Raw genomic sequence first — 21,121 nt, 5'->3', positions numbered from 1 at the left:
ATGCCAGCACTCTGGATTGCACATGTTACGGTGACCGACGCGGACGCCTATGCGAAATACGCCGAACTGGCGGGGCCGGCGATTGCCAAGCACGGCGGTGCCTTTGTCGCACGTGGCGGTCGGTTCGTTCAGTTGGAGGGCAAGGAACGTCCGCGCAATGTGGTTGCAAAGTTCCCTAGCGTCGATGCGGCGGTCGATTGTTACAATTCACCCGAATATCAAGAGGCACTCAGCCATGCACGCGGCGCATCCGAGCGTGAACTGATGGTTGTTGAAACCAGCGAATGACCTCTTCGTGGGGGTTGGGCCCGCGCGCGGGTGTGTCTGGATGGTCAAAGGTGCTGATGGGCTTGGCCATTGCGGCGGGCTTGTAGAGTTGCGATGAAGGCTGGCTAGAACCTCCTGTGGACACCGGCGGCTTGGTCTTGAACGCCCACGGCGACTCATTCGACGGTACCTATGGGGCCGAAGTCAGCGAGGCAGCAATGGAGAGTTTTGTGAACCATCTGGCCTGCCGAAGCCCAGAAAAAAAATGATTGCCAATCTGAGCATCACGCCTGACCCTCAGGGTGGGGGCCATTTTTCGGGAGATTGCGTTTCCTGAACGTTTCTTTGACTTGAAATGAAAAGGAGCGCCGATTTGCACCGGCGCTCCTTCTTGCGTTAGCCTGCTGACCGCGCAGCGCGTTTGCGTTCGTGCGGGTCCAGGTGGCGTTTGCGCAACCGGATCGCGTTGGGTGTGACTTCGACCAGTTCATCATCGTCGATATAGGCGATGGCCTGTTCCAGCGACATGGTGATCGGTGTGGTCAGGCGGACCGCTTCGTCGGTGCCGCTGGCGCGGACGTTGGTCAGCTTCTTGCCCTTCAACGGGTTCACTTCCAGGTCGTTTTCACGGCTGTGTTCGCCAATGACCATGCCCTGATAGATATCGGCCTGGGCGCCGATGAACATCTTGCCACGCTCTTCGAGGTTCCACAGCGCATAGGCCACGGACTGACCGTTTTCCATCGAGATCAGAACCCCGGCCCGACGGCCCGGGATAGCGCCTTTGTGCGGGGTCCAGCCGTGAAACACGCGGTTCAGAACGCCCGTGCCGCGCGTGTCGGTCAGGAATTCGCCGTGATACCCGATCAGGCCACGCGATGGTACATGCGCGATGATCCGGGTTTTGCCAGCACCGGCTGGCTTCATCTCGGCCAGTTCACCCTTGCGGGGGCCGGTGATTTTTTCGATCACGGCGCCGGAATATTCGTCATCCACATCAATGGTGACTTCTTCGACCGGCTCAAGCCGCTGACCGTCTTCTTCGCGAAACAGAACCTGCGGGCGCGAGATCGACAGTTCGAACCCTTCGCGGCGCATGTTTTCGATCAGAACACCCATCTGAAGTTCGCCACGACCGGCAACTTCGAACGCGTCGCCGCCGGGGGTGTCGGTGATGCGGATGGCGACGTTTTGTTCAGCTTCTTTCATCAGGCGGTCACGGATAACGCGCGACTGGACCTTTTTGCCGTCACGACCGGCCAGAGGTGAGTCGTTGATGCCAAAGGTCACGGTGATGGTGGGCGGATCAATCGGCTGGGCGGGCAGGGCTTCTGTGACCTGCGGGGCCACCAGAGAATCGGCAACGGTTGCCTTGGTCATGCCCGCGATGGTGACAATATCGCCGGCTTCGGCGGCGTCGATGGGCTGCTGAGACAAGCCGCGGAAGGCTAGGATCTTGGTGGCGCGGAAGTTTTCGATCAGCGTTCCGTCATGGCTGAGCGCCTTGACCGGGTCGCCGGTTTTCAGAGTACCGGCTTCGACGCGACCGGTCAGGATCCGGCCAATGAACGGGTCGCTGCCCAGCGTGGTTGCCAGCATCTGGAACGGTTCGTCCCGGTGCGCGATCTGAGCCGGGGCAGGGACGTGTTCGACGATCAGGTCAAACAGCGCCGACAGGTCCTTGCGCGGGCCGTCCAGTTCGGCGTCGCACCAGCCGTTGCGGCCCGAGGCGTACATGGACGGGAAATCCAGCTGATCGTCATCGGCGCCAAGGTTGGCAAACAGATCGAAACATTCGTCCAATGCGCGGTCGGGTTCGGCGTCGGGTTTGTCGACCTTGTTCAGCACCACAATCGGGCGCAGGCCAAGGGCAAGCGCCTTGGAGGTCACGAATTTGGTTTGCGGCATTGGCCCTTCGGCGGCGTCCACCAGCAGCACCACACCGTCCACCATCGACAGAATGCGCTCAACCTCGCCACCGAAATCGGCGTGGCCCGGTGTGTCGACGATGTTGATCCGGGTGTCTTTCCACTCGACCGATGTCGCCTTGGCCAGAATGGTGATCCCGCGCTCGCGCTCAAGATCGTTGCTGTCCATGGCCCGTTCGGTCGTGGCCTGGTTTTCCCGGTAGGTACCGGATTGTTTCAAGAGTTCGTCGACCAGCGTGGTTTTGCCGTGGTCAACGTGGGCGATGATAGCGATATTACGCAGGTCCATTGGTCCAGCCTTTGTACGGGAGTTGCCGCGCGCATATCGTGCCGGACGGGCCGTGACCAGAGGAAATCCACCATCATGTGATTCTCATGCCACTTGCCGCGTGTTTTGAACCCTGTAGGGTTGGCTCAAAAGGGGGAAATGCCATGGTGATCATTCTTGCCGGATACGGGCTGATCGTGTGGCTATTGTTCTTCAAGTTCGAAGTTCTGCCCTGGAGGGGATCGACCAAAACCATGGTTGCCCTGATCGGTCTGGCGATCGTTCTGGTGGTCATGGCGCTGCTGAACACCCGCACGCCGTCGGGGCGGATAGCTGTCATGGCACCGGTCATTCAGGTGGCATCGATTGTCAGCGGCACCGTCATCGAGGTTCCGGTGGCGGCCAACACAAGAGTGAACGAGGGCGACGTTCTGGTGCGTCTTGATCCGCGCCCCTTTGAATATGCAGTCCAACTGGCCGAGGCCAATCAGGACATTGCCGAAAAAACCTATCAGCGTAAGAAGACCGCCTTTGACCTCAATCAGGCCACTGTCAGCGAGCAGTCAGTGGACGAAGCCGACGCTGCCCTGCAAGCGGCAAATGCGCAACTGCAACAGGCGCGTTATAATCTGGATCATACCGTGATCACGACTGCCGCAGACGGTGTCATAACAGGTTTGCGGTTGTCCGAAGGCGATCTGGTCACGGCAAATACCGGGATCATGCCCATGGTCCGCGACGATGCCGTCGTTATTGGCGGTGTGTTTGAACAAAACGGGTGGGGCGTGATCAAACCGGGCAGTGAAATCGGGCTGACCTTTGCGCGCTATCCGGGCCAGGTGTTCTGGACGACCGTCGCAGAAAAAGTGTTCGGCACATCCGGCGGTCAGGTCATGGTGGGTGCAAATCTGCTGGATCAGGCGGATATCGGATCATCGTCCGAAGCATTGATCCGGATTGTATGGCCCGCGCAACTGCAGAACGGAGATTTGCCGATTGGCGCGGTTGGTTCCGCCACTGTGATTGGCGAAAACGCCGGGCCGATGGGGGTGATTGCCAAGGTTCTGTTGTGGATCAAAGCCTATCGCGAATACCTGTGACGGGCGCGTTAGTGGCCAGACGACTTGGAGAACAGGTGGATCACCAGAATACCGGCGATGATCAGCGCCAGACCAATGATCGCAGCCAGATCGAGAGACTGGCGGAAGATGACGTAGCCGATGGCCGCGATAAACATGATCCCCAGCCCCGACCAGATCGCATAGACGATACCCACCGGCATGACCCGCAGCGTCAGTCCCATGAAGTAGAACGAAATTCCGTAAGCACAGACCACCAGAACCGACGGCCAGAACCGGGTGAACTGTTGACTGGCCTGAAGGGCGGACGTGCCGATGGTTTCGGCAAATACAGCGATCATCAGGTGAATGTAATGTACCGGCATCGGGCGCTCCGCTGGCTGTGTCCTGAGGCTCTTCCGGCAATGCTGCGGCTTGTGCAAGAAAAAAACAGCCCCTCAAATCGGGCGGCCGTCAAATTGTTTCGGCAAGGCCTGATATCGGGCGGCGGGTCAGTCCCACAGCCCGGTGCTTAGAAACTGCCGGACGTCTGCTTCGGTTAGCCTTGCTGATACAATGGGTCGGATGCGGTCCCGGGCCGCAGTTTTCCGGGGTTTCAGCGACGATTGACTGTCTTTGGCCAGCGCGCGGATCTGATCCAGCTGCGGCGCAGTCAAATCGGGGGTCTTGGGGTCCAGCGCTTTCAGCAAGGCGTTAGAGGCTGCCAATGATTTTGCGCCAACGGCGATCAGGTCTTCGAACCGGATATGCGCCCGCTGAGGTTCGGGCTGGCTGCGGTAGGCATAGAGAAGTGACAGATAGGTGTTCAGCTCCCGTTCGACCAGAATCCGCAAGGCGCGGTCTGAGACATAAAGCTTTTTCCCGACAGACCGGGCCAGATGCGACGAGATCGCCGCGACCGGATCGCGGGTGATCAACAGGAAGCGGCCCGCATGGGCGTCGTGCGAATGTCGCAGGATTTGTTCGAGAAAGTGCGATTTGCAGGCAATGGGTTTGCTGTCGCTGATCGCGATAACATCCGCTTTGGCGTTGGGGTCGCGGGAATGGATCGGCGTGTCGCGGGTTGATCCGGGGCAGCCGAGCGTGGGGCGATGACTGGCGAATTCGACCAGCGCACGGACAAGGTGGTTTCCGCTGCGTGGATACGAGGCGATGTGCCAAGGCTGCAAAACGTTCGGATCGTGTATCATATCCGTCCCCATCTGGTCGGAGGGTTTATGTGGCCCTCCGGGGTGTGGCCGGCTGGCTTGGATGGGGTCGTCACGTTCGGGCGCGGGCGTTCCGTCGCAAATAAGTCAAAAAAGATGATAATTAGAAATGCTGGGGTCAAATGGCTTAAAAACCCAGCGCGCATGCTGTCTGTCGCCCGAAAAACGGGCGACAGGTGATTTCTAACTTTGTTACTTGGCCAGCGCCTTGTTCAGGTTTTCGTCGATCTTTTCAAGGAACCCCATGGTCGTCAGCCAACCCTGTTCCGGGCCGACCAGCAATGCCAGATCTTTGGTCATGAACCCGGACTCGACCGTGTCGACGATGACCTTTTCCAGCGTGTCGGCAAACTCCATCAGGGCGGTGTTGTCATCCAGCTTGGCGCGATGCTTGAGCCCGCCGGTCCAGGCAAAGATCGACGCGATCGAATTGGTCGAGGTCTGTTCGCCTTTCTGGTGCTGACGATAGTGGCGGGTGACGGTGCCATGCGCGGCCTCGGCTTCGACGATCTGCCCGTCGGGCGTCATCAACTGCGATGTCATCAGCCCGAGCGAGCCAAAGCCCTGCGCCACTGTGTCAGACTGCACGTCGCCATCATAGTTCTTGCAGGCCCAGACAAAACCGCCGTTCCACTTCATCGCGCAGGCGACCATGTCGTCAATCAGCCGGTGTTCGTACCAGATCCCGGCCTCTTTGAACTTGTCCGCGAACTCGGCCTCGAAAATCTCCTGAAACAGTTCAAGGAAGCGGCCATCATATTGTTTCATGATGGTGTTCTTGGTCGACAGGTACAGCGGCCACTTCAGGTTGTATGCGTAATTCATTGATGCGCGGGCGAAATCCCGGATCGAACTGTCCAGATTGTACATGCTGACGAAAACACCCGCTGATGGTGCGTCATAGACATCGCGCTCAATCTCGGTGCCGTCTTCACCGACGAATTTCATCGTCAGCTTGCCCGGGCCGGGGAACTTGAAATCGCTCGCCTTGTACTGATCGCCAAACGCGTGCCGCCCAATGACGATGGGCTTGGTCCAACCCGGCACAAGGCGCGGAACGTTCTTGCAGATGATCGGCGCGCGGAACACCACGCCGCCCAGGATGTTGCGGATTGTGCCATTGGGGCTGGGCCACATCTTTTTCAGCCCGAACTCTTCAACCCGCGCCTCGTCCGGGGTGATGGTCGCGCATTTGATGCCAACGCCGACCTCTTTGATCTTGTTGGCGGCATCCACGGTGATCTGATCATCGGTGCGGTCACGTTCCTGAATGCTCAGGTCGTAATACAACAGGTCGATGTCCAGATACGGTGTGATCAGCTTTTTCTTGATGAAGTCCCAGATGATGCGGGTCATTTCGTCGCCGTCAATTTCGACGACGGGTTTGTCCACTTTGATCTTGGTCATGGGAAAGGTCCCTTTGCCTGATGGGAGGATGTTGCGCCTTCCTTAGCGGATCACCCCGGTAAGGTGAAGTCTGTATGCAATAGTATACAAAACTGTCGCATATCTTTTTCCCTGATGTGCTGAATGCTTACGCAACGACCTGATTGTGACGGACCTGTCCGCCATTGCAGGCTAGGTTGGAGTGAACAGGAGGAAGGAGTGATCAATGCGCAAACTGCTGACACTGGCCAAACTTCCATTGCTCTGGCTGCCCGAAAGCGCGGTTGCGCGTTTGCTGAAAGGGCGTTTGCGGGTGGTGGATGGTCGCCAGATCGACCCCAAGGCGCAATTGTTTGGCGAAATGGTCGAAACCATACGCGCAGGCGCTGATCCTGTGGTCGAAGAAAGCCGCGCGCAGATGTCCCGCATGGCCAGCCTGTTGGATGAACCCTGTCCGACCGGGGTTCTTAAATCGGACATCCAACTGCCCGGGGTCGATGGCCTCTGTCCGGCCCGGATGTATACGCCACCGGGGGCCACGGGCGCGATGCCGACGCTGTTGTTTTTGCATGGTGGGGGGTGGATTCAATGTGATCTCGACACCCATGACGGGCTGTGTGGCAAGCTGGCGGACTGGGCCGGGATCAAGGTGATCTCTTTCCACTATCGCCTTGCACCGGAACACAAATTTCCGGCCGGGCTGGATGACGTCTCAGCTGCGTATCACGCGGTTCTGCAACAGGCCGACAGCCTGGGCGTTGATCCGGCGCGGATTGCTGTGGGCGGTGACAGCGCTGGCGCGAACCTGACGGCGGCTTTGATGCATGTGTTGCAAGAGTCCGGCGCCCCACTGCCAAAGGCGCAATTGTTGCTGTATCCGGCACTTGATGGGCGGCTGAACACGCCGTCGGTCAAAAGCCTGACAGACGCATTTCTGCTGAACCACGACCGGATGCTCTGGTATCTGAGCCTGTATCTGGCAGATGGGCAGGACCCGCTGGATCCGCGCGTGTCACCGATGTTGTCAGATCGTTTGGCGGGCCAACCACAGGCGCTGGTTGTCGTGGCCGGGCACGATCCGTTGCGCGATGATGGGACAAACTATGCCGACCGCCTGAAAGCGGTGGGCACACAAGCGGAAGTGATCGAATACCCCGGGCAGATCCACGCGTTTATGTCGATGACAAAGATCCTGCCGCAGGGCAATGACGCGATCCGAACATCGGCGGAGTGGTTGCGTGCGGCGCTGACCTAGCTGGCGCGGGCCGAAAACCAGTCGATGATCCGGGGGCGCAACCATGCCCACAAACCCGGCGCGCCCTTGTTGATCGGCGTGCCGACGCGGGCGTCAAGCTGGTCCATCGTGACGTTGTACTCGGTCCAGGATCCGCCGCCATTGGCCATGTTCATGATCGGGCTGGGCATCCTGTCGATGGCTTTGGCATAAAGTGCATCGGGGCTTTCGGCGGCTTCGAATTCGCGCCACAGCATCAGGAAGTCGTCTGCCTGATCGGGTGGCAGCAGGCCAAACAGGCGATCTGCGGCAGCAGCCTCTTTCACGGCCATCGCGGCGTGATCGACCTGACCGTGGATCGGGGCGTCACCTGCATCAATCTCGACAATGTCGTGGATCAACAGCATCCGCAGCACCCGGTCGATCTGCACATCCGGCCCTGCCTGATCGGCCAGAACCAGTGCGTATAGCATGATGTGCCAGCTGTGTTCGGCCGAGTTTTCAAACCGGCTGCCATCAATCAGGCGCGAGGCCCGCAGGATCGACTTGAGCTTGTCGGTCTCTTTGAGAAAGTCGATTTGCCGATCCAGCCGGTCGGTCACGTCGCCGCCTTTTTGGCGGCGGCGACCTTCTTCTTCAGGAAATCGCGCGCGATTCTCTCGGCAAGGCGAACACGGACCTCGGTCAGATAGGCCTCTTCCAGCGATTGTGAGGAGGCCGCGAGAACGCCGCCCACCTCGACATACAGGCGATCATCGCCGGTGATCTTCATTGCCGCCATCGTATCTTCGGCCAATTTGGCGGCCAGCGTCTCGATCGTCGATGACATCAGCGGGTGTTTTCCGTCAGGCGCCGTTTCACATAGTCGGTCACACTGTCGACCATCGTATCCATGTGTGGTTCCTGGAAGAAGTGGTCAGCGCCTTCGACTTCCTGATGGGTGATCGTGATGCCCTTTTGTTCGTGCAGCTTGTTCACCAGAGACACCGTATCGGCGGGCGGGGCCACGCGGTCGGCAGTGCCATTGATGATCAGGCCCGAGCTGGGGCAGGGCGCAAGGAACGAAAAGTCATACATGTTCGCCGGGGGGGCGACGCTGATAAAGCCGGTGATTTCGGGGCGACGCATCAGCAATTGCATGCCGATCCACGCGCCGAACGAAAAGCCCGCAACCCAGCAATGCTTGGAGTTGTTGTTCATCGACTGCAGATAATCGAGTGCCGACGCGGCATCGGACAGCTCGCCGATACCCTGATCGTATTCACCCTGACTGCGACCGACGCCGCGGAAATTGAACCGCAAAACGGTGAAGCCCATGTTGTAGAACGCGTAGTGGAGATTATAGACCACCTTGTTGTTCATCGTCCCGCCGAATTGCGGATGCGGATGCAACACAATCGCGATGGGGGCGTCTTTTTCCTTTTGCGGGTGATAGCGGCCTTCAAGGCGGCCTTCGGGTCCGGGAAAAATGACCTCGGGCATATGTGTGTCAGTCCTGTCTTCTGGTCGGGGGTGCCGGAAATTCTTGACGAATTCCCTCAGGCACCTTAGAACGGTTCTAATTCACGCGCCTGTGCGCGGTACGCTGAATGGCGAAATAGGCATTGCGTCGGGCAAGGTCAATGATTTCAAGCATTGGCTGCGTCGTATCGTGAGGAGTATGACATGAAACTGTCAACCAAAGGCCGCTACGCGATGGTCGCTTTGACCGATATCGCCATGCAGCCAGCAGGCCAGTTGGTGACGCTTGGCGAAATCTCGCAACGTCAGAACATTTCGCTGCCCTATATGGAGCAGTTGTTCGTGAAACTGCGCCGGGCGGAATTGGTTGAATCGGTGCGCGGGCCTGGTGGCGGGTATCGTCTGGCGCGTCCGGCTTCGGAAATCCGAATCGTTGATGTGTTGTCGGCTGTCGATGAAACCGTGGACGCGATGCACACCGGGGCCGGTGTGTCGGGCGGCATGTCAGGCAGCCGGGCCCAGTCGTTGAACAACCGGTTGTGGCAAAGCCTGTCTGCGCATGTTTACGTCTTTCTGCATCAGACCCGTTTGTCGGACGTGATCGATAATGAACTGGCGCCATGCCCGGCCGTTCCGACGCTGTTTTCAGTGGTGGATGCGGAATGATGGACGGCATTAGGGCCTGGTCCGGGCGGGGGGCTGCCGCCCCCTCTTGCTCGTCCCGAGCAATTCACCCCCGCGGGTATTTGGAACAAGAAAGAAACACGGTCTGATGCCACGGGTGTTTCTGGATCATAACGCCACCATGCCGCTTGTCGACGAGGCGCGCGCCGCAATGGTCGCGGCGATGGATCTGGTGGGGAACCCGTCGTCTGTGCATGCCGAGGGGCGCGCTGCCAAGGCGGTGATCGAACGCGCGCGTGCTCAGGTGGCGACAGCGTTTGGCGCAGACGGCGCGGATGTGATCTTTACGTCGGGCGCGACCGAGGCAGCGGCGCTGGCCTGTGCGGGGCGCGGGCTGCATGGCGCATCCGTGGAACATGACGCGGTGCGGGCCTGGGTGCACGAGGATCTGCCCGTGGATACGCAAGGCCATGTTTCGGTGAGCGATCCGGCGGTCAGTGTTTTGCAACTGGCCAATTCGGAGACCGGGATCGTTCAGGCCTTGCCAGACGGGCTGGTTGCGACGGACGCGACGCAGGCCTTTGGCAAAATGCCGATTGCGTTCAACTGGCTGGGGGCGGAGATGGCGCTGATCTCGGCGCATAAGATTGGCGGGCCGAAAGGCATCGGGGCTCTGGTCGTGAAACGCGGCACCGAAGTTGCGGCTCGGATCAAGGGGGGGGGTCAGGAAATGGGGCGCCGGTCGGGTACCGAAAACGTCATCGGTATCGCCGGGTTCGGGGCTGCGGCAGAGGCCGCTGCGCGGATGCTGGCCGACGGGGTCTGGGCGCAGGTTGCCGAATTTAGAAATATTCTAGAATCATGTATTGAGGCTTCTGCGAATAAGACTATTTTGGTCGGGAAAGATACCAGGCGACTCCCCAACACGGTGTGCATGATCACGCCGGGCTGGAAGGGGGAAACTCAGGTGATGCAGATGGATCTTGCAGGGTTTGCGATCAGTGCCGGGTCGGCCTGTTCCAGCGGCAAGGTCAAGGCAAGCCAGGTGCTGACGGCGATGGGGTTTGATGACGTGGCGGCTGCAAGTGCCATCCGCGTGTCGCTGGGCCCGGCGACGTCTAAAGAAGATGTGTTGCGCTTTGCCCAAGCGTGGCTGGACAAAGAAAAGAAACACCGTGCCCGCGCGGCATGATGGTCAGGAGAAACGATATGTCCGCATTGGACCAGACCCAGGTAAAAGAAGGCGTCGATCAAGACACCGTTGATGCTGTCCGCGAAGTTGGCGGGGCCTATAAGTATGGCTGGGCGACGGATATCGAGATGGAATATGCCCCCAAAGGGCTGACGCCGGATATCGTGCGCCTGATCAGCGAAAAGAACGAAGAGCCCGAGTGGATGACCACTTGGCGGCTTGAGGCGTATGAGCGTTGGCTGCAAAAGGAAGAGCCGACCTGGGCCATGGTCGATTATCCCGAGATCGACTTTCAGGACCAGTATTATTACGCGCGGCCCAAATCGATGGAGGTCAAGCCGAAATCGCTGGACGAGGTCGATCCGAAATTGCTGGCGACCTATGAAAAGCTGGGTATCCCGCTGAAAGAACAGATGATCCTTGCCGGGGTCGAAGGCGCGGAAAACATGCCCGCCGAAGGGCGCAAGGTGGCTGTGGATGCGGTGTTTGACTCCGTTTCCGTGGGTACAACATTTCAGGCTGAGTTGAAAAAGGCCGGCGTGATCTTTTGCTCAATCTCGGAAGCGATCCGCGAGCATCCGGATTTGGTCAAGAAATACCTCGGCTCGGTCGTTCCGGTGTCGGATAACTTCTACGCCACGCTGAACTCGGCAGTCTTTTCGGACGGATCGTTTGTCTATGTGCCGCCGGGTGTGCGCTGCCCGATGGAGCTGTCGACCTATTTCCGGATCAACGCCGAGAACACCGGGCAGTTTGAACGCACCCTGATCATTGCCGATAAAGGCAGCTATGTCAGCTATTTGGAAGGCTGTACGGCCCCGGCGCGGGACATCGCGCAGCTCCATGCGGCTGTGGTCGAGATCATCATCGAAGAAGACGCCGAAGTGAAGTATTCGACCGTCCAGAACTGGTATCCGGGCGATGAGAACGGCAAGGGCGGCATCTATAACTTCGTGACCAAGCGTGCCGATTGCCGGGGCGACCGGTCCAAGGTGATGTGGACGCAGGTCGAAACCGGGTCCGCCGTGACGTGGAAGTACCCGTCCTGCATCCTGCGCGGCAATGAAAGCCAGGGCGAATTCTATTCGATCGCCATCGCGAACAACATGCAGCAGGCCGATACCGGCACCAAGATGATCCATCTGGGCAAAGACACCAAGTCGCGCATCGTGTCGAAGGGCATCAGCGCGGGCAAGGCGCAGAACACCTATCGCGGTCTGGTGTCGATGCATCCAAAAGCCAAGAATTCGCGCAACTATACCCAGTGTGACTCGCTGCTGATTGGTGGGGACTGCGGGGCGCATACGGTGCCATATATCGAGGTCAAGAATAACTCGTCGCGGGTCGAACACGAGGCGACGACATCCAAGGTGGACGAAGATCAGCTGTTCTATTGCCGCTCACGCGGGATGGACGAAGAAGAGGCCGTGGCACTTGTTGTAAACGGGTTCTGCAAGGACGTTCTGCAGGCACTGCCGATGGAATTTGCCATGGAAGCACAGCAATTGGTGGCGATTTCGTTGGAGGGGTCTGTCGGGTAACGGCAGCGACATGCGACACAACAAGAGCAACATAGAGCGCCACGCTGAGAGTGGCCAAACCTCGGAGCAATTGGACGAGCGAAACGCGATCTCACGCTTGGGTATTGGTGGCGTATTGGGGGCAGTCGCATTCGGTGTCCTTGCCAAAATCTTCTTTCCGTCTTTCGCAGCCCCCCTTGTTTTTTGTGGCTTGCTTCTTGGCGTTGGGGCGGTCGTCGCGATCGAAGAGAAAATGAACCGGCGGGATGAGGCAAAGCGCGCCCGGCTTTTGCACGAAAAGGCGCTGGAGAAGGAACGCCAACTTCAAGCCACAATCAAAGCCGCCAAACTCAAAAACGAGTCAGACGGACAGGACACAGACACATGATCGTCACAACCACACCCTCGGTCGAAGGCTATCAGATCGCAGACTACAAGGGTATCGTCGTGGGCGAGGCCATTTTGGGTGCCAATGTCATTCGCGATGTCTTTGCCGGGATCACGGATATTCTGGGTGGCCGGTCGGGAGCCTATGAACAGGAGCTGGGTAAGGCACGCGCCACGGCGCTGGCCGAGATGGAAGAGCGCGCTGCCAATCTTGGCGCAAATGCTGTGGTTGGCGTTGACCTGGATTATGAGGTCATCAACAACATGCTGATGGTGTCAGCCAGCGGCACAGCCGTGGTGATCGGCTAGCTCATGTCCGTTCAGCCCGCCCAGATCGACCGTCCGGTCCTGACCATGCCCGCGCCCGAGGCCGAGGCTGTGCGGATGGTCTATGAATCTGCGGAGGTGATTCTGGAATACGGATCTGGCGGGTCCACCGTCATGGCGGCCGAGATGCCGGGCAAACATGTGACCTCGGTCGAAAGCGACCGGAAATGGGTGCGCATGATGCAAGGGTGGTTTGACGCCAATCCGCCCGCAACGGGCAGCTCGGTTGAGGTGATCTGGGCCGATATCGGTCCGACCCGTGACTGGGGTCACCCCAAAAACGAAAATGCATGGCGGAAATACCCCGGGTACGCGCTGTCGGTCTGGCAACGGGATGGGTTTCGTCACCCGGATGTGGTGTTTGTGGATGGGCGGTTTCGCATTGGTTGCGCCCTTGCGACAGCGTTCAACATCGCCCGTCCGGTCATCTTGCTGTTTGACGATTACAAAAAACGAAAATGGTTCCACAAGATCGAGGAATTCCTCGGCGCCCCCGAAATCATTGGCCGTATGGCGGTGTTTGCGGTGATGCCGCAGCCGATCCCGGCCAATCGGCTGTTGCACGTCATCAATCTGATGAGCCGCCCATGAAACATGTGTTGAATTGTTCCAATCGGTCGGTGTGGACCGCCCCCAAGCTTTCCCAAAGGGCGCCCTATTGGCGCCATGATCTGTTGCGACGTTGCGCCGATTATTGGTGGCAAGGGCGGCAGCGGTATGACGGCACAGGCAGATCTTCAGAAGCTGAGTTTTCAGGAACGCGTTCAGCGGATCGAAGCGACGCATGGGGCGGACCCATCGGTGACGCCAGCCAAGGTCAAGGCGAAGCCCAGCAAAAAGCAGGCCCTGACCAGCCCGGATATCAAGGCCGACGAGGAGCCGCGCAAGCTGCCGCGCGCCGGTATTCTGACGTTTGTCATCGGGCTGGCGGTCATGCTGGCAGCCAATGTCATCGCGTTTCGCAGCAGCGCCGTTGTGGGCAGCTATTTTGCCGAGTTGCTGGCGGCGATCGGGCCGTTCGCCATCGTCGGGATGATCCTGTTCGTCATCATGGTCGGGTTTGGCCTGCGGGACAAACCGCATGTGATCGGTCTGGCGCTTGGCGTACCGCTGATGTATTTCGCCGAGCCGTATATGGCCTCGCTCGCGCCCGAGGCCTGGGCGCAGATGTATTCGGTCGACCATGTCGATGCGATGCTGGTGCAGGCCGGATTGCGCGACCCGATCGTTCTGGTCCAGTAACCCGGGCGCTGCCCCTGTGGGGGCAGACATGACGGCGGGTCCAATTCAAATGCATTGGTGGGCGGGCGTTCCCAATTTTGGTGACGTTCTGTCGGCCCTGATCGTGGCGCATGTGTCGGGCCGGGATGTGGTCCATGTAAAGCCGGCCAAGGCCGAATTGTTCGCACTTGGCTCGCTTTTGCAGGTCGCGCGCCGGACCCACAAAACACCGCGTGCGGATGGCGTAAAGCCATGGATCTGGGGCACTGGCCTTTTGCATTCGGTCAGCTCGGATTTCGTGGAAAACGTCCGGATTGCGCTGGTGCGGGGGCCGGTGACGGCGGCCTTGCTGGGGATCAAACCCCGCGAATTTGGTGATCCGGGGCTTTTGGTGACGGACCTTGTGCAGGACCGCCCCGAAACCACGGACCGCATCGGGATCGTGCCGCATCACAGCCAGTTGGACGATCCGCAAATCGCCGGACTGTCGGCGACTGACCCCGCAGTTCAGGTGATTGACGTGCGCGATGACGCGTTGACCGTCTGCCGCCAGATTGCCGCCTGTCGCCATGTGGTCGCGTCCAGCCTGCATGGGCTGATTGTGGCTGATGCCTTTGGCGTCCCTAACAGCTGGATGGATCCCGGCAGGCAGTCGCATCTGAAGTACCTTGATTACGCCGCCTCAATCGGGCGACCACTGACCCTGCCACTGGAAATCGCAGATGTGCCGGCACATCTTGCCACGCTGAAAGACAGCGACACCATTCTTTACACTGACGCCATAGCGCAGGCACGGCAGGCGCTGATTGACAGCTTTCCTGCCGAACTTTGCGCGCAACCTGATACGACCCCCGCCGAACTGGCCGGGGTAACAAGATGAGAAGTGAGGAAAAAATGCTGGAAATCAACAACCTGCATGTGAAGCTTGAAGAAGAGGATAAGCAGATCCTCAAAGGTGTGGACCTGACGGTTGAGCCGGGTACTGTGCACGCCATCATGGGCCCGAACGGGTCGGGCAAGTCGACCCTGTCCTATGTGCTTTCGGGCCGCGACGGGTACGAAGTGACCGAAGGATCTGCGACGCTGGATGGCGACGATCTGCTGGATCTGGACCCGGAAGAGCGCGCTGCGGCGGGCCTGTTCCTGGCGTTTCAGTATCCGGTCGAGATCCCCGGTGTTGGCAACATGACCTTTCTGCGCACGGCTGTGAATGCTCAGCGCAAGGCGCGCGGCGAAGAGGAAATGAGCGCCGCTGATTTCCTCAAGCTGGTAAGAGAGCGCGCCAAGTCTCTGAAAATCAACGCAGACATGCTGAAGCGACCTGTCAATGTCGGCTTCTCGGGCGGTGAGAAAAAGCGCAACGAGATCCTGCAGATGGCGATGCTGGAACCGAAGATGTGCATCTTGGACGAAACCGACTCGGGTCTGGATGTTGATGCGATGAAGCTGGTGGCGGAAGGCGTGAATGCCCTGCGCGACGAAGGGCGTGGCTTTCTTGTCATCACCCACTATCAGCGCCTGCTGGACCACATCAAACCCGATGTTGTGCACATCATGTCCGATGGTCGCATCATCAAATCGGGCGGCCCGGAACTGGCGCTTGAAGTTGAAAACAACGGCTATGCCGACATCCTGGCAGAGGTGCAGTGACGATGGCTCTGGCAAATCCAAAACAGGACGCCACCGAGGCGCGGATTGCCGGTCTTGCGCTTCCGCAAGGCGGGTGTCTTCAAACCGCGCGCCGCGAAGCGCTGGCCCGGTTGCGCGAAATGGGGTTGCCCCAGCGGCGCGACGAATACTGGAAATACACTCGCCCCGATACGCTGACACAACCGGTCGCGATGCCCGCCGCCGTTTTCGAGGTGGAAGAAGAGCCTGTGTTCAACGATCTGGACCGTCTGAAGGTCGTGTTCGTGGATGGTGTCTATGACGCCGACGCCTCGGATGATCTTGAGGTCGAAGGTGTGCAGATCGACCGGATCGCGGATATCTGCGGTCAGGACATTCACTGGGCCAAAGACCTTTACGGCGTTCTCGAAGCCAAAGGTCAAAACCCGGTTGAACGCCCCTTGGCCGCGCTGAACACGGCCTTTGCACAGGACGGGGTCGCAATCCACGTTCAGGGTCAGGTGAGCAAGCCGATCAGCCTGATTTATATCCATGAATCAGAAACTTCCGACGCGATCCTGCACCATGTCGTGCGGGTTGAGCCGGGGGCCGAGGCGACGATTCTTGAAAACGGACCGGCGGCTGCGCGGTTCAACAAGGTGATGGAGATCGACATCGCGGATGGCGGCAAGCTGCATCACGTTCGCGCGCAGGGCCGCGATCATGAACGCCGCGCTGCGACCCACATGTTCGCGCGTCTCGGCGCTGAATCGGTGTTCAAATCGTTCACGCTGACCGCCAATGGCGTGCTGACCCGCAACGAGGTCGTCGTTGAACTGACCGGGGACGACGCCGTGGCCCATGTCGCGGGGGCTTGTGTTGGCGATGGGGATTTTCTGCATGATGACACGGTGTTCATCACCCATGATGCGGTGAACTGCGAAAGCCGTCAGGTGTTCAAAAAGGTGCTGCGCAACGGCGCGACCGGCGTGTTTCAGGGCAAAATCCTAGTGCAGCCCGGCGCTCAGAAGACCGACGGGTACCAGATCTCGCAAAGCTTGCTGCTGGACGACGACAGCCAGTTCCTTGCCAAGCCCGAGCTTGAGATTTACGCCGATGACGTGGCCTGTTCGCACGGTTCGACCAGTGGCGCGATCGACGAAACCGGGATGTTCTACCTGCGCTCGCGCGGCATCCCCGAGGCCGAAGCGACCGATTTGCTGACGCTGGCGTTTCTGGCCGAAGCGGTGGAAGAGATCGAGGATGAAGCCATTGCCGCAGACATCCTCAGCCGTCTCGAAAGCTGGCTGACGCGTCGCCGCTGATGGCCGTCACCGCTGATATCGCCGCCACCTATCGTGGTCCGGGTCGGGTGATTCAACGTCTGTTGTCGATGGGCGAGCGCGAAGATCGTGCGCTTGCCTTCGTCATGGCGGCTTGTGTGCTGGTTTTCATCGCGCAATTGCCGCGCCTGTCGCGCGAAGCGCATCTGACAGGACAGGAACTGAACATGCTCTTGGGTGGCACCTTGCTGGCCTGGGTCATGATCGCGCCTTTGCTGTTGTATGTCGTGGCTGCGATCAGCCACGCCATCGCCAAACTGTTGGGCGGCAAGGGCAGCTGGTATGGCGCCCGCGTGGCGTTGTTTTGGGCCTTGCTGGCATCGACCCCGCTGTTATTGCTGCATGGGCTGGTGGCGGGCATGGTCGGGCGCGGCCCGGCATTGGATACCGTCGGGTTGGTCTGGGTGGCTGTGTTCAGCTGGTTCTGGGTCGGTGGATTGCTACAGGCGGAAAAACCATGACGACAAAGATGATCCGCGATCTGGTGATCCTGTCGGTGACAAGACCGGCAGACGCTGCGCGCCAGATCCTGGCCTATCCGGTTCCGCGCGAAGCGCTGTGGACGGCACTGTTTCTGGCAGCGGTTCTGAACACGCTGTTCTATCAGTTGTCGCGCTTCTTGATGCCGGGCCCGTCTCCCTTTCCGGGCGCACTGGAGGCACCGGGTATCTATCTGGGGCTGGTCGCCGCCGGGCTGATCATCACGATCTACGCCATCTATCGGGCCGGTCGCATGATGGGCGGGCAGGGCAGCCTGGACGACGTCATGAAGCTGATGATCTGGCTTCAGTTCCTGCGGGTGATCGCTCAGATCGCCACGCTGGTGCTGGCGTTTACAATCCCGATGCTGGCCGCGCTGATGGTGCTGGCCGCTACGATTGTCGGTCTTTACATCATGGTCAATTTCATTGATCAGGCTCATCGTTTTGGGTCGCTGGGCAAAGCCATCGGGGTTCTGATCCTGTCTGGTTTCGCGTTGGCCTTCTTTGTCTCTATCCTGCTCACCTTTGCCGGGGGCGTTTTCCTGGAGATCCCCTCGGATGTATGATGTAGCTAAAATCCGTTCAGAGTTTCCGATCCTGTCGCGCACTGTGAACGGCAAGCCATTGACATACCTTGACAATGGCGCGTCTGCGCAAAAGCCGCAGGTGGTGATTGATGCGGTCACGCGCGGCTACGCTGAAGAATATTCAAACGTCCACCGTGGCCTGCATTTCCTGTCCAACCTCGCGACCGAAAAATACGAGGCTGTGCGCGGCAAGATCTCGACCTTTCTGAACGCGGGCGATGAGGACACCATCATCCTGAATTCGGGTACCACCGAAGGCATCAACATGGTCGCCTATTCCTGGGCCATGCCCCGGATGCAGCCCGGTGATGAAATTGTCCTCAGCATCATGGAACATCACGCCAATATCGTGCCCTGGCATTTCCTGCGCGAGCGGCAAGGCGTGGTGCTGAAATGGGTCGATGTAGATGAAACCGGTGCACTTGATCCGCAAGCCGTGATCGACGCGATCGGGCCAAAGACCAAGCTGGTCGCCATCACCCATTGTTCCAATGTGTTGGGCACCGTGGTCGATGTGAAGGCGATCACCGAAAGCGCGCACGAAAAAGGTGTGCCCGTGCTGGTCGATGGCAGCCAGGGCGCGGTGCATATGCCGGTTGATGTGTCTGATCTGGGCTGCGATTTCTACGCGATCACGGGCCACAAACTGTATGGCCCGTCCGGATCGGGCGCGATCTATGTCCGCCCGGAACGCATGGCCGAAATGCGTCCGTTCCTTGGCGGCGGCGACATGATCAAGGAAGTCACCAAGGATAGCGTGGTCTATAACGACCCGCCGATGAAGTTCGAGGCCGGCACCCCCGGTATCGTCCAGACCATCGGGCTGGGCGTCGCGCTGGACTACATGATGGACCTTGGCATGGATAACATCGCCGCGCATGAGGCCGGTTTGCGCGACTATGCTGAATCAAAACTGAACGGTCTCAACTGGTTGCAGGTGCAGGGTCATGCAAAGGGCAAGGCGGCGATCTTCAGTTTTACGCTGGACGGCGCGGCCCACGCCCATGACATTTCCACCATTCTCGACAAGAAAGGTGTCGCCGTGCGTGCCGGGCACCATTGCGCCGGGCCGCTGATGGATCATCTGGGCCTGACCGCCACCTGCCGGGCGTCCTTCGGTCTGTACAACACCAAGGACGAGGTCGACGTGCTGATCGATGCGCTGGAATTGGCACATGATCTGTTCGGGTGACAAATCGTCCATTGAAATTTCCAGCAAACCAGTCTGTAAGCTGGTCTTTGAATGAGTCTTAAGGAGCAATCGCCCATGTCCGACACCAAAGCCGCGATCTATACACTGTTGGGGAAATTCGCCAAAGTCGATGGCCCCGTAGACCCCGACGCGCTGATCTTTGGCGACGGTCTGAACATGAGCTCGATCTCGTTCACCGAATTTGTGCTGAAAGTCGAAGACGATTTCGACGCCACGATCATGGTCGAAGACCTTGGCGAAGACATCAAGACCGCCGAACAGCTGGTCAGCACGCTGATGGAATACGTCGAAGGCTAAGCTGTTCGACAATTGCGAATGCAAAACCACTGACCTGCTTGAGGCACGTCCCTTCCTTGGCACCTTGCATAGCCAAGGAAAGAACTCTTGATCGAATACAAAGAAAAGACCGCTCTCGCAAAGTCATGCGAGTGCGGTATGTGTAGTTTGGTTTGACATTGATGCACCGCAGGGCAAGGTTTTCAGGCGCACGCTGAAGCACGGTTTCTGGCCAAGGGTTTTGTGAGTTCCTTCGGATTCAAGCCGTCAGAACAAATCGGCCCCGCCGATATCACCGCCAAAGTCGCCACCAAAACCACCGCCGAAATCGCCGCCAAAACCACCGCCGAAGTCCGGCTCTGGGAAAGACGGCAATTGAGCTGCAACTGGTGGACCTCCGATATCCGGCAGGCCAGGGCCGGGTGGGATGCCGCCGACAGGGGGGCGACCATGGTATCGCCAATACGGGCTATGCCCGTATCCGACGTGGACGCCGACAGACGTGCGAACACCGGATTGATCGCATGCTGCAAGAGCAACAGCGCCAAAAACAGCAAAAGATGCGAGTAAGAGCTTCCGCGTTCCAATCATTCAGAAATTCCTTCGCGTGTCGTAACGCCAACAGCCGCACCAGTTGGATCAATCAGAATGGCAGTTCCACCGTCCCGCGCCAAAAGACGGCCTCCCAAGGCATTCGATTTTTCAATTGTCGCGTTCAGATCTGCAACGAGAATGAAGGGTAACCAGTTGGGCTCAATCTGCGATTTGGATGCCCAGACCAATCCTCCGCGATCTTCGCCATTCCGGGTAAATATCGTATATGCCTGACCCGAAGATTGGTCTTGCCGGGTTTCGAAACCCGCCACGGATTTGTAAAAACGCTTGGCTCCAGACGTGTTGGATGTGATCAGATCCGCCCAAATCCAGGTGTTGTTTTTTGCGGTTTCGTCCAGAGGTAAACCGGCTGATCCGTCGAAAAGCGTTAAGGCAGCCCCGGAGTTGTCTCGGACCACCGCGAAAACACCGGCCTGGTTTTGAATTGGTTGTTCGGCCAACTGCCCACCGCTGGACTTCACTGTCTGAATTGCGTTCAGTGTATCGTCCACACTCAGAACGGGCTGCCAACGCGACTCCGGTTTGTCGTCTTTACCTTCGACGAAGACCAACCCACCGATGAATTCGCCATTGCTAGATATGACGCTGGTATTGTCACTTGCTGGCGGACGTATGGTCCACCCGAACAGTTCTGAGTAATAGGTCCGCGCCACGTCCGGCGCTTCGGTGACCAGATCAAACCACGCGAAGCTACCCGGGGTCTTGGCATCCCGCATAGTCGGAGTGCACGCAGCCACGGAAACGCTTAGGCCGACCAAAAGCAGGGCCACAAAACTTTTGGTTTGAGGTTTCAGGTATCGCAAAGTGTCGGTCCCCAATTGAATAGTTCCGAATCTCATCATCCAGCCTGCATACCGCCACATCGTCAAACGAAGGTCCAGAGCAGTACCAAGTC

At 58.8% G+C, this 21,121-nt stretch carries 26 protein-coding genes; 16 read left to right on the top strand and 10 right to left on the bottom strand.

Annotated elements, in window-relative coordinates:
• Nucleotides 1–288 (top strand): DUF1330 domain-containing protein, encoded by a 288-nt coding sequence (locus FOY56_RS09075; protein ID WP_146345517.1) that lies wholly within the window; start codon nt 1–3, stop codon nt 286–288.
• Between the two features lie 375 nt (nt 289–663).
• Here FOY56_RS09075 and typA read toward each other — a convergent pair whose 3' ends face one another.
• On the bottom strand, nt 664–2,484 hold the full coding sequence (gene typA / locus FOY56_RS09070) for a translational GTPase TypA (RefSeq protein ID WP_146345516.1): 1,821 nt from the start codon (nt 2,482–2,484) through the stop codon (nt 664–666).
• Nucleotides 2,485–2,627: 143 nt separating this feature from the next.
• Between typA and FOY56_RS09065 the strand changes: the two genes are divergently transcribed.
• Nucleotides 2,628–3,563, top strand: coding sequence for an efflux RND transporter periplasmic adaptor subunit (locus tag FOY56_RS09065; protein WP_186766289.1), 936 nt, complete (start codon nt 2,628–2,630; stop codon nt 3,561–3,563).
• A gap of 8 nt (nt 3,564–3,571) precedes the next feature.
• Here FOY56_RS09065 and FOY56_RS09060 read toward each other — a convergent pair whose 3' ends face one another.
• The 3 genes from FOY56_RS09060 to FOY56_RS09050 form a co-directional block, all read right to left on the bottom strand.
• Nucleotides 3,572–3,907, bottom strand: a complete 336-nt coding sequence (locus FOY56_RS09060; protein ID WP_146345514.1) for a DMT family transporter — start codon at nt 3,905–3,907, stop codon at nt 3,572–3,574.
• Between the two features lie 126 nt (nt 3,908–4,033).
• Nucleotides 4,034–4,732: a sulfotransferase family protein gene (locus FOY56_RS09055; RefSeq protein WP_146345513.1), complete on the bottom strand. Its 699-nt coding sequence runs from the start codon at nt 4,730–4,732 to the stop codon at nt 4,034–4,036.
• Between the two features lie 210 nt (nt 4,733–4,942).
• Nucleotides 4,943–6,157 carry an NADP-dependent isocitrate dehydrogenase gene (locus FOY56_RS09050; protein WP_146345512.1) on the bottom strand — a complete coding sequence of 405 codons (1,215 nt, stop codon included), beginning with the start codon at nt 6,155–6,157 and terminating at the stop codon, nt 4,943–4,945.
• A 205-nt stretch (nt 6,158–6,362) separates the two neighbouring features.
• On the opposite strand from FOY56_RS09050, the gene FOY56_RS09045 reads away from it, so the two are divergent.
• Nucleotides 6,363–7,391 (top strand): alpha/beta hydrolase, encoded by a 1,029-nt coding sequence (locus tag FOY56_RS09045; RefSeq protein WP_146345511.1) that lies wholly within the window; start codon nt 6,363–6,365, stop codon nt 7,389–7,391.
• Here the strand turns inward: FOY56_RS09045 and FOY56_RS09040 are convergent.
• The 3 genes from FOY56_RS09040 to FOY56_RS09030 are packed head-to-tail and all read right to left on the bottom strand — an operon-like array spanning nt 7,388 to nt 8,852.
• A complete protein-coding gene (locus tag FOY56_RS09040) occupies nt 7,388–7,972 on the bottom strand; it encodes an HD domain-containing protein (protein ID WP_146345510.1) in 585 nt (194 codons plus the stop codon). The two genes, FOY56_RS09045 and FOY56_RS09040, sit on opposite strands and share 4 nt — an antisense overlap.
• A complete protein-coding gene (locus FOY56_RS09035; RefSeq protein ID WP_146345509.1) occupies nt 7,969–8,199 on the bottom strand; it encodes a hypothetical protein in 231 nt (76 codons plus the stop codon). The genes FOY56_RS09040 and FOY56_RS09035 overlap by 4 nt, the downstream gene beginning before the upstream one ends.
• Nucleotides 8,199–8,852, bottom strand: coding sequence for an alpha/beta hydrolase (locus tag FOY56_RS09030; protein WP_146345508.1), 654 nt, complete (start codon nt 8,850–8,852; stop codon nt 8,199–8,201). The genes FOY56_RS09035 and FOY56_RS09030 overlap by 1 nt, the downstream gene beginning before the upstream one ends.
• A gap of 183 nt (nt 8,853–9,035) precedes the next feature.
• Here FOY56_RS09030 and iscR point away from each other — a divergent pair, with 183 nt between their 5' ends.
• The 3 genes from iscR (at nt 9,036) to sufB (ending at nt 12,188) form a co-directional block, all read left to right on the top strand.
• Nucleotides 9,036–9,497, top strand: a complete 462-nt coding sequence (gene iscR, locus FOY56_RS09025) for a Fe-S cluster assembly transcriptional regulator IscR (protein WP_146345507.1) — start codon at nt 9,036–9,038, stop codon at nt 9,495–9,497.
• 106 nt (nt 9,498–9,603) lie between these two features.
• Nucleotides 9,604–10,647 carry a cysteine desulfurase family protein gene (locus tag FOY56_RS09020; protein WP_146345506.1) on the top strand — a complete coding sequence of 348 codons (1,044 nt, stop codon included), beginning with the start codon at nt 9,604–9,606 and terminating at the stop codon, nt 10,645–10,647.
• Between the two features lie 17 nt (nt 10,648–10,664).
• On the top strand, nt 10,665–12,188 hold the full coding sequence (sufB, locus tag FOY56_RS09015; RefSeq protein ID WP_146345505.1) for a Fe-S cluster assembly protein SufB: 1,524 nt from the start codon (nt 10,665–10,667) through the stop codon (nt 12,186–12,188).
• A 91-nt stretch (nt 12,189–12,279) separates the two neighbouring features.
• Here sufB and FOY56_RS09010 read toward each other — a convergent pair whose 3' ends face one another.
• Nucleotides 12,280–12,495 (bottom strand): hypothetical protein, encoded by a 216-nt coding sequence (locus tag FOY56_RS09010; protein WP_146345504.1) that lies wholly within the window; start codon nt 12,493–12,495, stop codon nt 12,280–12,282.
• A gap of 56 nt (nt 12,496–12,551) precedes the next feature.
• Between FOY56_RS09010 and FOY56_RS09005 the strand changes: the two genes are divergently transcribed.
• From FOY56_RS09005 to FOY56_RS08960, 10 genes are all read left to right on the top strand, one after another.
• Nucleotides 12,552–12,863 (top strand): heavy metal-binding domain-containing protein, encoded by a 312-nt coding sequence (locus FOY56_RS09005; protein WP_146345503.1) that lies wholly within the window; start codon nt 12,552–12,554, stop codon nt 12,861–12,863.
• A 3-nt stretch (nt 12,864–12,866) separates the two neighbouring features.
• On the top strand, nt 12,867–13,472 hold the full coding sequence (locus FOY56_RS09000) for a hypothetical protein (RefSeq protein WP_146345502.1): 606 nt from the start codon (nt 12,867–12,869) through the stop codon (nt 13,470–13,472).
• 75 nt (nt 13,473–13,547) lie between these two features.
• The gene (locus FOY56_RS08995) at nt 13,548–14,123 is read left to right on the top strand and encodes a hypothetical protein (protein ID WP_146345501.1); all 576 of its coding nucleotides are present in this window, start codon (nt 13,548–13,550) and stop codon (nt 14,121–14,123) included.
• Between the two features lie 28 nt (nt 14,124–14,151).
• Nucleotides 14,152–14,982 (top strand): polysaccharide pyruvyl transferase family protein, encoded by an 831-nt coding sequence (locus FOY56_RS08990; protein ID WP_146345500.1) that lies wholly within the window; start codon nt 14,152–14,154, stop codon nt 14,980–14,982.
• 14 nt (nt 14,983–14,996) lie between these two features.
• Nucleotides 14,997–15,752, top strand: coding sequence for a Fe-S cluster assembly ATPase SufC (gene sufC / locus FOY56_RS08985; RefSeq protein ID WP_146345499.1), 756 nt, complete (start codon nt 14,997–14,999; stop codon nt 15,750–15,752).
• A 2-nt stretch (nt 15,753–15,754) separates the two neighbouring features.
• Entirely contained in the window at nt 15,755–17,035 is a 1,281-nt protein-coding gene (gene sufD / locus FOY56_RS08980; RefSeq protein ID WP_146345498.1) for a Fe-S cluster assembly protein SufD, read from the top strand.
• Nucleotides 17,035–17,514 (top strand): YIP1 family protein, encoded by a 480-nt coding sequence (locus tag FOY56_RS08975; protein ID WP_146345497.1) that lies wholly within the window; start codon nt 17,035–17,037, stop codon nt 17,512–17,514. The genes sufD and FOY56_RS08975 overlap by 1 nt, the downstream gene beginning before the upstream one ends.
• A complete protein-coding gene (locus FOY56_RS08970) occupies nt 17,511–18,101 on the top strand; it encodes a Yip1 family protein (RefSeq protein ID WP_146345496.1) in 591 nt (196 codons plus the stop codon). The genes FOY56_RS08975 and FOY56_RS08970 overlap by 4 nt, the downstream gene beginning before the upstream one ends.
• Nucleotides 18,094–19,314: a cysteine desulfurase gene (locus FOY56_RS08965; RefSeq protein WP_146345495.1), complete on the top strand. Its 1,221-nt coding sequence runs from the start codon at nt 18,094–18,096 to the stop codon at nt 19,312–19,314. Before FOY56_RS08970 ends, FOY56_RS08965 begins: the two co-directional genes overlap by 8 nt.
• 75 nt (nt 19,315–19,389) lie before the next feature.
• Complete coding sequence (locus tag FOY56_RS08960) at nt 19,390–19,632, top strand: phosphopantetheine-binding protein (protein ID WP_186766288.1); 243 nt, start codon at nt 19,390–19,392, stop codon at nt 19,630–19,632.
• A 182-nt stretch (nt 19,633–19,814) separates the two neighbouring features.
• Here FOY56_RS08960 and FOY56_RS08955 read toward each other — a convergent pair whose 3' ends face one another.
• Nucleotides 19,815–20,198: a hypothetical protein gene (locus tag FOY56_RS08955; protein WP_186766287.1), complete on the bottom strand. Its 384-nt coding sequence runs from the start codon at nt 20,196–20,198 to the stop codon at nt 19,815–19,817.
• Nucleotides 20,199–20,942, bottom strand: a complete 744-nt coding sequence (locus tag FOY56_RS08950) for a VOC family protein (protein ID WP_146345492.1) — start codon at nt 20,940–20,942, stop codon at nt 20,199–20,201. It lies immediately after the preceding gene.
• Nucleotides 20,943–21,121 lie beyond the last annotated feature (179 nt).

The organism is Falsiphaeobacter marinintestinus (assembly GCF_007923355.1).
Lineage (GTDB): Bacteria > Pseudomonadota > Alphaproteobacteria > Rhodobacterales > Rhodobacteraceae > Phaeobacter_A > Phaeobacter_A marinintestinus.
This window is presented reverse-complemented; position numbering and strand designations above follow the sequence as displayed.

Bases quoted from the DNA above. Each gene is read 5' to 3' on its own strand.
- FOY56_RS09065 (WP_186766289.1), top strand. From the start codon at position 2,628: ATGGTGATCATTCTTGCCGGATACGGGCTGATCGTGTGGCTATTGTTC.
- FOY56_RS09045 (WP_146345511.1), top strand. From the start codon at position 6,363: ATGCGCAAACTGCTGACACTGGCCAAACTTCCATTGCTCTGGCTGCCC.
- iscR (WP_146345507.1), top strand. From the start codon at position 9,036: ATGAAACTGTCAACCAAAGGCCGCTACGCGATGGTCGCTTTGACCGAT.
- sufD (WP_146345498.1), top strand. From the start codon at position 15,755: ATGGCTCTGGCAAATCCAAAACAGGACGCCACCGAGGCGCGGATTGCC.
- sufB (WP_146345505.1), top strand. From the start codon at position 10,665: ATGTCCGCATTGGACCAGACCCAGGTAAAAGAAGGCGTCGATCAAGAC.
- FOY56_RS09030 (WP_146345508.1), bottom strand. From the start codon at position 8,852: ATGCCCGAGGTCATTTTTCCCGGACCCGAAGGCCGCCTTGAAGGCCGC.
- sufC (WP_146345499.1), top strand. From the start codon at position 14,997: ATGCTGGAAATCAACAACCTGCATGTGAAGCTTGAAGAAGAGGATAAG.
- FOY56_RS08970 (WP_146345496.1), top strand. From the start codon at position 17,511: ATGACGACAAAGATGATCCGCGATCTGGTGATCCTGTCGGTGACAAGA.
- typA (WP_146345516.1), bottom strand. From the start codon at position 2,484: ATGGACCTGCGTAATATCGCTATCATCGCCCACGTTGACCACGGCAAA.
- FOY56_RS08950 (WP_146345492.1), bottom strand. From the start codon at position 20,942: ATGCGGGATGCCAAGACCCCGGGTAGCTTCGCGTGGTTTGATCTGGTC.
- FOY56_RS09020 (WP_146345506.1), top strand. From the start codon at position 9,604: ATGCCACGGGTGTTTCTGGATCATAACGCCACCATGCCGCTTGTCGAC.
- FOY56_RS09035 (WP_146345509.1), bottom strand. From the start codon at position 8,199: ATGTCATCGACGATCGAGACGCTGGCCGCCAAATTGGCCGAAGATACG.
- FOY56_RS09060 (WP_146345514.1), bottom strand. From the start codon at position 3,907: ATGCCGGTACATTACATTCACCTGATGATCGCTGTATTTGCCGAAACC.
- FOY56_RS08975 (WP_146345497.1), top strand. From the start codon at position 17,035: ATGGCCGTCACCGCTGATATCGCCGCCACCTATCGTGGTCCGGGTCGG.
- FOY56_RS09005 (WP_146345503.1), top strand. From the start codon at position 12,552: ATGATCGTCACAACCACACCCTCGGTCGAAGGCTATCAGATCGCAGAC.
- FOY56_RS08995 (WP_146345501.1), top strand. From the start codon at position 13,548: ATGATCTGTTGCGACGTTGCGCCGATTATTGGTGGCAAGGGCGGCAGC.
- FOY56_RS08965 (WP_146345495.1), top strand. From the start codon at position 18,094: ATGTATGATGTAGCTAAAATCCGTTCAGAGTTTCCGATCCTGTCGCGC.
- FOY56_RS08990 (WP_146345500.1), top strand. From the start codon at position 14,152: ATGACGGCGGGTCCAATTCAAATGCATTGGTGGGCGGGCGTTCCCAAT.
- FOY56_RS09055 (WP_146345513.1), bottom strand. From the start codon at position 4,732: ATGATACACGATCCGAACGTTTTGCAGCCTTGGCACATCGCCTCGTAT.
- FOY56_RS08960 (WP_186766288.1), top strand. From the start codon at position 19,390: ATGTCCGACACCAAAGCCGCGATCTATACACTGTTGGGGAAATTCGCC.
- FOY56_RS09075 (WP_146345517.1), top strand. From the start codon at position 1: ATGCCAGCACTCTGGATTGCACATGTTACGGTGACCGACGCGGACGCC.
- FOY56_RS09000 (WP_146345502.1), top strand. From the start codon at position 12,867: ATGTCCGTTCAGCCCGCCCAGATCGACCGTCCGGTCCTGACCATGCCC.
- FOY56_RS09050 (WP_146345512.1), bottom strand. From the start codon at position 6,157: ATGACCAAGATCAAAGTGGACAAACCCGTCGTCGAAATTGACGGCGAC.